Here is a 6,549-nt window from a genome sequence, read left to right as displayed (position 1 = left end):
CGTAAACGCGCTGGATGGTCGGGATCCGGCGCCGCCGGTCACGCCGGGAGGGCCAGACCCGCTGGTCGAGATGGATGCCGTCGCACGAGGGACCGGGACGCGCCCGCACCGCCGCGAGGTCGGCGGGGGCCCGGGCCGGGTCGGTCGCCGACGCGACCGACACGGGCCGGGCGGGCCGGGGCGGCAGCGGCAGGGGGCGCGGCCGCGTGCCGATCTCGGTGAGCCGCCCGTCGCCATCGAGAGCCCCAGGGGCGCCGAGCATGGTGCGGGCCTCCGTGAGCGCGGCGGCGGGGGGCGGGTGTACCGGCTCCCGGACCGGCTGTGGTGCAAGACCGCCGCCTGGCTCACCCGACAGACCACAAGACCGCGACGGTCGTAAACGAAGCTTTTGACGCACCGGCTCCGCGCGGCGACCGGGCGATGCGCGTTCGCATTGAGACATGCCGAAACCCCTGACGGGTGGCGACCGATCGCATCACTTGCCTGAGGCGACCGCCAAAACGCTCGCCCTGCGGATCCTCGGGGCGCCGGCGAGCGCTCTCGCGCCAGCCCCGACTCCATCGGCACGGCGCCCGGTCAGCGAGCGGCCGGGCCGACCCAAACCCTGCGCAGCCGCGCGCTTTCCCGGATCATCGCTTCGCGCAGATCGCCCGGGCCTTCATGGCCGTCGGGGCCGCCCCCATGGCCAAGCAGTAGATGCTGCTTTCGTCCATGGCAGGGCGTTCGCCGCCGCTGCAGGTGCCGTTCACGGCGAATTCCTCGGCGATGCAGGTCGCAACGCATCGGCCGCCCGCGGCACATTCCTCGACCTGAACCCGTAGGGTGATGCCGGACGCTCCCGCCTTGCCCTCGGGGCCAGCCGGTCCCGCCGGCCCACGGTCGCCGCGCTCGCCCGCCGGGCCTTTGGGGCCGACCTGTCCGACGGGACCGGGCGGTCCGATGGAACCGGCCGAGCCCGGTTCGCCCTTGGCGCCGCGCTCGCCTTGCGGCCCCTCGGGTCCCTGCGGACCGGCAGCGCCCTGCGGGCCACGCGGGCCGATCTCGCCTCTGGGCGTGTTCGCCGCCAGCATCACCGGGGCCGGGTGCGCCGCCGCCTGCTTCGCGACGGCCGGCCGGGCGCAATAGCCGACGACGGCCTGGCGGCTGACCGCCTCCGATCTCAGCGTCACCACGCAGGTTTCCGGATGATAGGGGATCCGGAACGCGAAGCGCCCGTCCTGATCCGCCCGCGTGTCGAACTTGTCGTCGAGGACGACGCTGGCGGCATGCGGCGGCGCCAAGGTGCCGAAGACCCTGAGATCGCCGTTGGAGATCATCGCCATGTCCACGGCGATGTCGCCGGTGGCCCACGAGGCCGATGACGCGAGGCCGAACGCCAAGACCAGAATCGATCGCCGAGCCATCCTTCAGACCCCACAGTTCCCAGACAGGGTATGCCTGGGCATAGCGTGGCTCTCTCGGGCCGCGACGTACATATTTCGGCGCAGCCACGGGCGGACGAGACCTGGCCTTAAGGCGAAGGATGCGCGCGCGCCGGTGCCGGACGACGGGGCGCTTCGACGCCGCCACGGGCCCAACGCGGCCTTCACCGGGCGGGTGGGCGAAAGCCCCGTCTTACAGGGTGCCGCGGCTGGCAGGATGCTCGGGCAGGGCCGTCCTCACCGATGGGGCGGCGCGCATGAGATTACGCCAGGATGTTGAGATAGCGGGCGGCGATATAAGCGGCCAGCACCACGACGAGGAGGCCCGCACCGCTGAACACGATCGCGAGCCAGCGATCGAAACCGGCAGCGTCGCTGTCGGCCTGACGCGTCGCGCACGCGACACAATAGGTCGTGCCCGCGCGGATCGGCTCGCCGCAGGATCGACAGGTGGCGCGTGCCGGGGGCATCGATCTCTCGTTCGGCATCGAGCGGGTGAATACCAGTCCGACGTCCCCGATCGCAATTCTCGGTGCGCCGACTGTCTGAATCAGCGACACAGTTACGCGCGGGCCGATCGGGCGGCATTCTCCCGCGAAGTCGCTCGCGGTTCCCCGCCCGTGTCAGACGGCGTGGCCGGACGCCCGGTGAGCGTCAGGCCGCGGCGCGGACAGCGCGCTCGTGCCGTCGCCCGCCGCGCCTTCCCGTCTTGCGCGGTCCTGGCTCCGGCCGCCACGCCCGTGAGGATCATCGCGCCGAGGCAAGCCGCGGCCTTGGGCCGAAACCCGGATCAGGCCGATTTCGTCCGGCGGTGCGCCTTGGGCTCCGCCCGGCGCGGACTGACCTCCGGTTCGTTCCGGGCTGAGGACCCGCCACTCGGTCGCCCAAGGCCGATCGCCTTCGCCAGGGCCGACCGCCGTTCGGCATAATCCAGCGCGACCATCGGATAATCGCGCGGCAGCCCCCACTTCTCGCGGTAACGCTCCGGCGTGAGGCCGCGGCCGGTCAGATGCCGTTTCAGGGTCTTGTAGGGTTTGCCGTCCTCGAAGCTGATCAAGGCATCGCGGCCGACCGAGCGCCGGATCTCGGCGGCGGACGGTTTCTCGACCGGGCCCCCCGTAACCGCAGGCGCCGCGGCATGCCCCTGCGCGGCGGCCTGCACGGCGGCATGGACGCCAGCAAGAAGCTTAGGTAATTCTGAGACTTGAACATGATTATTGGAAACATAGGCGGCCACGATATTGGCCGTTAAGTGCCTCATATCGAGATGCCGCGCTTCGAGATCGTCGTCCATCACTGACTCCTGGCGGCACAACCTTCGTCACACCTCGGGGCATCTACGGGGGAGGCGGTGATCCGTTCCGGTTGTCGGCACGGGAGTTCATTGAGCGTTAACGACGCGTGTTCGGCGAGGCGAGCGACGGAGCGTTCGTTAACAGATAGGAACGCCCTGCGCGGTTGTCCGAAGTTCGATAGTATTGATGCTCTTCTCACGGTGAGACGGCAGGTAGTTCCACACCGCATGCGGAGTCCCTGCGAGGCGCGCAACCAAGCGCGACTTTCGATCATGACGACCATCATGATCCCTCACGTGGGCCCGCACGCGGCGTCACGAATATGAAGGCTGAAGCCCGAGGGCATGGTGTGTTGCTTGACGGTATTCGCCAGCACGCCAGACGATGCTTCGTCCGGGCATGACCCATGAACGGATGTGGACGCTGGAGATCGCCAGGCGCGGTCACCACCGGGACAGAGCAATCTTCAGCGCCGCGGCGGATCAGTCACGCATCGCCAGGGCGTCGGTTACCAGGCGATTGACCAGAGCATCGCGTCTTGCTTGGCCCAGGGCGATGCGGGCGGCCGCGCGCGCATTGGCGGCGCGTAATTCGCCCTTCGGGGCGCCATCCCGCAGGGCGCGCCACGCCATCGCCCGAAACCACCGGGCATTCGCCAAGGCGATGGAACGACGGTCGAGGACTGACCCGCGGGTCGACGGCTCGATGGAAGAGACGGCGTGCATGAAGTCAATCCTGGGCTTCAACGATACCCTTGCCTACGAACTGAAAACCTCATGGCATGCTATTTTTCTCGGATCAATACTTATTTGATAGCTAATTCAAAATTTTCTATCGCGGCAGCATGGGGAATCTGCGCAGCACCGACCCATCCAAGCGGCACACCTATAGACCTAAGACTGTCAACATCTCATGCGCAGGAATAAACATGCCCGGCAGCACCTTACACGCACGCCATCCGGTACTTGCGTGTCGGCGCGAAGCCGTGCCAGATCGACAAACCACGATCGTGTGTTCTCTCGTGATCGGATGGCGGCGATATCGCTTCTAAGCAACACGACGGGGCGGGGGACATCGCGATTGCCCGGCCGCACCGTAAGTCTTGCGCGTATCCAATAGGGCCATCTCGGCTTTGGGCGTGTGACCCGCGGCGTGGGGATCGGCAGTTGCGTTGATGGCCAGTCCGGCGCGGCCTTTTGTATGGGATCTATCGTGGCAGGAGCACGCGCACCGTCGGATCGGCGCTCCGCGTAGGCGACGGGCGTCGGTGTCTCATGGGGCCGATGCCGGACGGAACGCCGGGCCGTGCTACGCAGGCCGCGATCCGAGCCGAGCCGTCCCTGATGCTGACCCGTCGCACGCTCCTGTCCCGACCGACCCTCGTTGCCGCCTGTGCGGCGGCGGGGAGCCTCGCGAGCGCCGGCTACGCGACGGCGTTCGAGCCCCACCGGGTTCAGGTCACGCATTACCGGCTGTGCCCGCCGCGATGGCCGGCCGGCCTGACGTTGCGGATCGCCGTGCTCACGGATTTCCACGCCCATCCCCGCTGCATGGGCGAGGATGCGATCGCCGATGTCGTCGCGCGCACCAACGCGCTCGCCCCCGACGTCACAGTGCTGCTGGGGGATTACGGATCCCAGAGCCGGGGCGCCGTCCCGTTCGAGACGGTGGCCGATCTCCTGCGTGGGTTGCGGGCGCCGAAGGGGGTGTACGCCATCCAGGGTAACCACGACTGGGGGGATGACCGCGCGGCGCTCCGGCGCGGCCACGGCCCGACCCGCGCCGAGCAGGCCCTGCGGGCGGCCGGCATCACGTTCCTGGAAAACGTCGGCGTGCGCCTCGATGTCCCCGACCCGCTCTGGCTGGTCGGCCTCGAGAGTGAGGCGACACCCGGCCGCGCCCTGGATCCGGTACGCCTCGACCGCCAGAGGGCGGGCATGCTCGCGCAGGCACTCCGGGATGTGCCCGCTGAGGGAGCCGCGATCCTGCTCGCGCATGAGCCGGATCTGTTTGCCACCGGGCTCGACCCCCGGATCGCGTTGACCCTGTCGGGCCATACGCATGGCGGTCAGGTGCGGATCTTTGGTTGGTCGCCATGGATCCCATCCCGCTACGGGCTGCGCTACGCCTATGGCCACATGGTCGAGGCGGGGCGCGACCTGATCGTCTCGGCGGGGCTCGGCTCCCATTTCGTGGCGGGCCGACCGTTGCGCCTGGGCATACCGCCGGAAATCGTGGTGGTCGATCTCGGGGCTTTCCCGGAGGGGGACGCCAAGCCGGCGGCTCTCGCCCGCGGCCGAGGTGGGCCGGCATGACCGCTGGGTGCGATCCAGACCGGCGGATCAAACGCCGGCGATTCGCCGATCAGCGCGAGAAGACGCCGAGCGGCACCCAAATAAGCCGGTGCAGTTAAGCCATACTGCCAGATTGCGCAAAATAAATGCACATTGCCTAGTGTAGTGGGAGCGATATGCCATTATATTGCCTAAACCAAGCAGCTCGATAAGCCTGGTGAGGAAACGTCAAGCTTTCGCGTGCACGAACGTGCACCGATGGCGCTGGGGGAAGACACGATCATGCACTGGGCTGCCGTGATCCTCGCCGCCTATTCCGCTGGTCTGATCGAGTTCTGGCGGCTCTGCCGCGACGCCCCACTGATGCCCGATGAGAGCGCCCGGCCGTATCGGGTCGAGCTGGATTCAGCCGAGCAGCCGCGTCACCGCCCAGCCTAGGATTCCGATCCAGCCGACCACCACGAGCAACACCGTCGTCAGGATCGCGGTGGAGCCGTAGCGCGCGAAGAGGCGCTGGCCGAGGCTCCGGTGCTCAGAGGCCGGTCCGGCCTCGCTCGGTGGCATCTTCATCGGCCCAGTCTCCCTCTCCACCGAGAAGCCCCGGCTCTCGAGGCGGGTTCCGTGACGATCACCGCGCCGAACTTCCCGTCAGCGGGCCATAAGCTCAGCGATTCGGGCGCCCGTCGCGTCGATCAGGGCTTTCTGCCGTCGGCCGGCATCGGCACCTGACTTACGACCGTCGCGGTCTTGTGGTCTGTCGGGTGAGCCAGGCGGCGGTCTTGCACCACAGCCGGTCCGGGAGCCGGTACACCCGCACCCCGCAGGCCAGCCCGGCGAGCAGCAGCAGGACCAGGTACGCCAGCCCGTCCAGCAGGACGCCCGGCGGCGCCTCCGGCTCCGCCCGGTCGTACCAGAGCGGGTCGGCGTCCCAGTGCGGATCGTTCTCGTCCAAGACTGAACTCCCTGCGCCGCAAACCCGGACGCGGCCTCGTGCGTGAGCAATTCGTTCACCAGACGGATCGGCCGGGGCCGCGCCTCACCGCTCCCCCGGCAGCGGCCGCAGCAGCGCGCCGAGCAGGAAGCCGAGCTGGCCGCAGACCAGCAGCGCCACCCCGCGCCGCAGCCCGCCCCCGACGCCGAGGTGGTGCACGTGGAACCCGTAGGCGAGCTCGGCCGCCACCACCGGCAGGAACACCGGCAGACCCCAGACCGAGCCGAACCGCCCCAGCCCGACCCCGAGCAGCGCGTTCAGCAGCAGACCCTTCATGACGATCCCGTCGGCGACCCCGTCCCCGCACACCCCCGGCGCCACCCCGGCGCCCGACCGAGCCCGTGCGGCCCGGCGCATGTCCGCGACGGGCTCCGCGACGGGCTCAGGCCGCGCGCTCGGCTTGCCGGGCTACTTGCTGCCGCGCTGGGCCAGCACCGCCGGGACGGTGCGCAGCATGATCGCGATGTCCCGGCGCAGGCTCCAGCGGCTGGCATAGTCCAGGTCCAGCGCCACGCGCTCGGCGTAGGTCGTGTCCGAGCGCCCCGAGA

9 protein-coding genes and 1 pseudogene are annotated in these 6,549 nt (G+C 69.1%); 1 reads left to right on the top strand and 9 read right to left on the bottom strand.

The features are described 5' to 3' along the window. The 5 genes and pseudogenes from MKK65_RS11715 to MKK65_RS11695 all read right to left on the bottom strand — a co-directional run. Nucleotides 1-262: pseudogene (locus tag MKK65_RS11715) on the bottom strand (ATP-dependent helicase HrpB); the annotation flags it as partial. 367 nt (nt 263-629) lie between these two features. Beyond that, the gene (locus MKK65_RS11710) at nt 630-1,379 is read right to left on the bottom strand and encodes a collagen-like protein (protein WP_243957849.1); all 750 of its coding nucleotides are present in this window, start codon (nt 1,377-1,379) and stop codon (nt 630-632) included. 305 nt (nt 1,380-1,684) lie between these two features. Then, nucleotides 1,685-1,891, bottom strand: a complete 207-nt coding sequence (locus tag MKK65_RS11705; protein ID WP_243957847.1) for a TraR/DksA C4-type zinc finger protein — start codon at nt 1,889-1,891, stop codon at nt 1,685-1,687. Nucleotides 1,892-2,211: 320 nt separating this feature from the next. Further along, the gene (locus MKK65_RS11700) at nt 2,212-2,715 is read right to left on the bottom strand and encodes a MucR family transcriptional regulator (protein ID WP_243957845.1); all 504 of its coding nucleotides are present in this window, start codon (nt 2,713-2,715) and stop codon (nt 2,212-2,214) included. 483 nt (nt 2,716-3,198) lie between these two features. Beyond that, nucleotides 3,199-3,441, bottom strand: a complete 243-nt coding sequence (locus tag MKK65_RS11695; protein WP_243957843.1) for a hypothetical protein — start codon at nt 3,439-3,441, stop codon at nt 3,199-3,201. A gap of 618 nt (nt 3,442-4,059) precedes the next feature. Between MKK65_RS11695 and MKK65_RS11690 the strand changes: the two genes are divergently transcribed. Next, nucleotides 4,060-5,031: a metallophosphoesterase gene (locus MKK65_RS11690; protein ID WP_243957841.1), complete on the top strand. Its 972-nt coding sequence runs from the start codon at nt 4,060-4,062 to the stop codon at nt 5,029-5,031. Between the two features lie 384 nt (nt 5,032-5,415). Here MKK65_RS11690 and MKK65_RS11685 read toward each other — a convergent pair whose 3' ends face one another. The 4 genes from MKK65_RS11685 to MKK65_RS11670 all read right to left on the bottom strand — a co-directional run. Next, nucleotides 5,416-5,580 carry a hypothetical protein gene (locus MKK65_RS11685; protein ID WP_243957839.1) on the bottom strand — a complete coding sequence of 55 codons (165 nt, stop codon included), beginning with the start codon at nt 5,578-5,580 and terminating at the stop codon, nt 5,416-5,418. Between the two features lie 160 nt (nt 5,581-5,740). After that, nucleotides 5,741-5,962 carry a hypothetical protein gene (locus MKK65_RS11680; protein ID WP_243957837.1) on the bottom strand — a complete coding sequence of 74 codons (222 nt, stop codon included), beginning with the start codon at nt 5,960-5,962 and terminating at the stop codon, nt 5,741-5,743. An 84-nt stretch (nt 5,963-6,046) separates the two neighbouring features. Next, nucleotides 6,047-6,358, bottom strand: coding sequence for a hypothetical protein (locus tag MKK65_RS11675; RefSeq protein ID WP_243957835.1), 312 nt, complete (start codon nt 6,356-6,358; stop codon nt 6,047-6,049). Nucleotides 6,359-6,409: 51 nt separating this feature from the next. After that, nucleotides 6,410-6,549: sugar transferase (locus MKK65_RS11670; RefSeq protein ID WP_243955182.1), on the bottom strand; the 140-nt coding region annotated here is incomplete at its 5' end.

Source organism: Methylobacterium sp. J-001, assembly GCF_022829565.1.
Lineage (GTDB): Bacteria > Pseudomonadota > Alphaproteobacteria > Rhizobiales > Beijerinckiaceae > Methylobacterium.
Note: the sequence above shows the minus strand (reverse complement) of the source record. Positions and strands in the feature narration are given on the sequence as shown.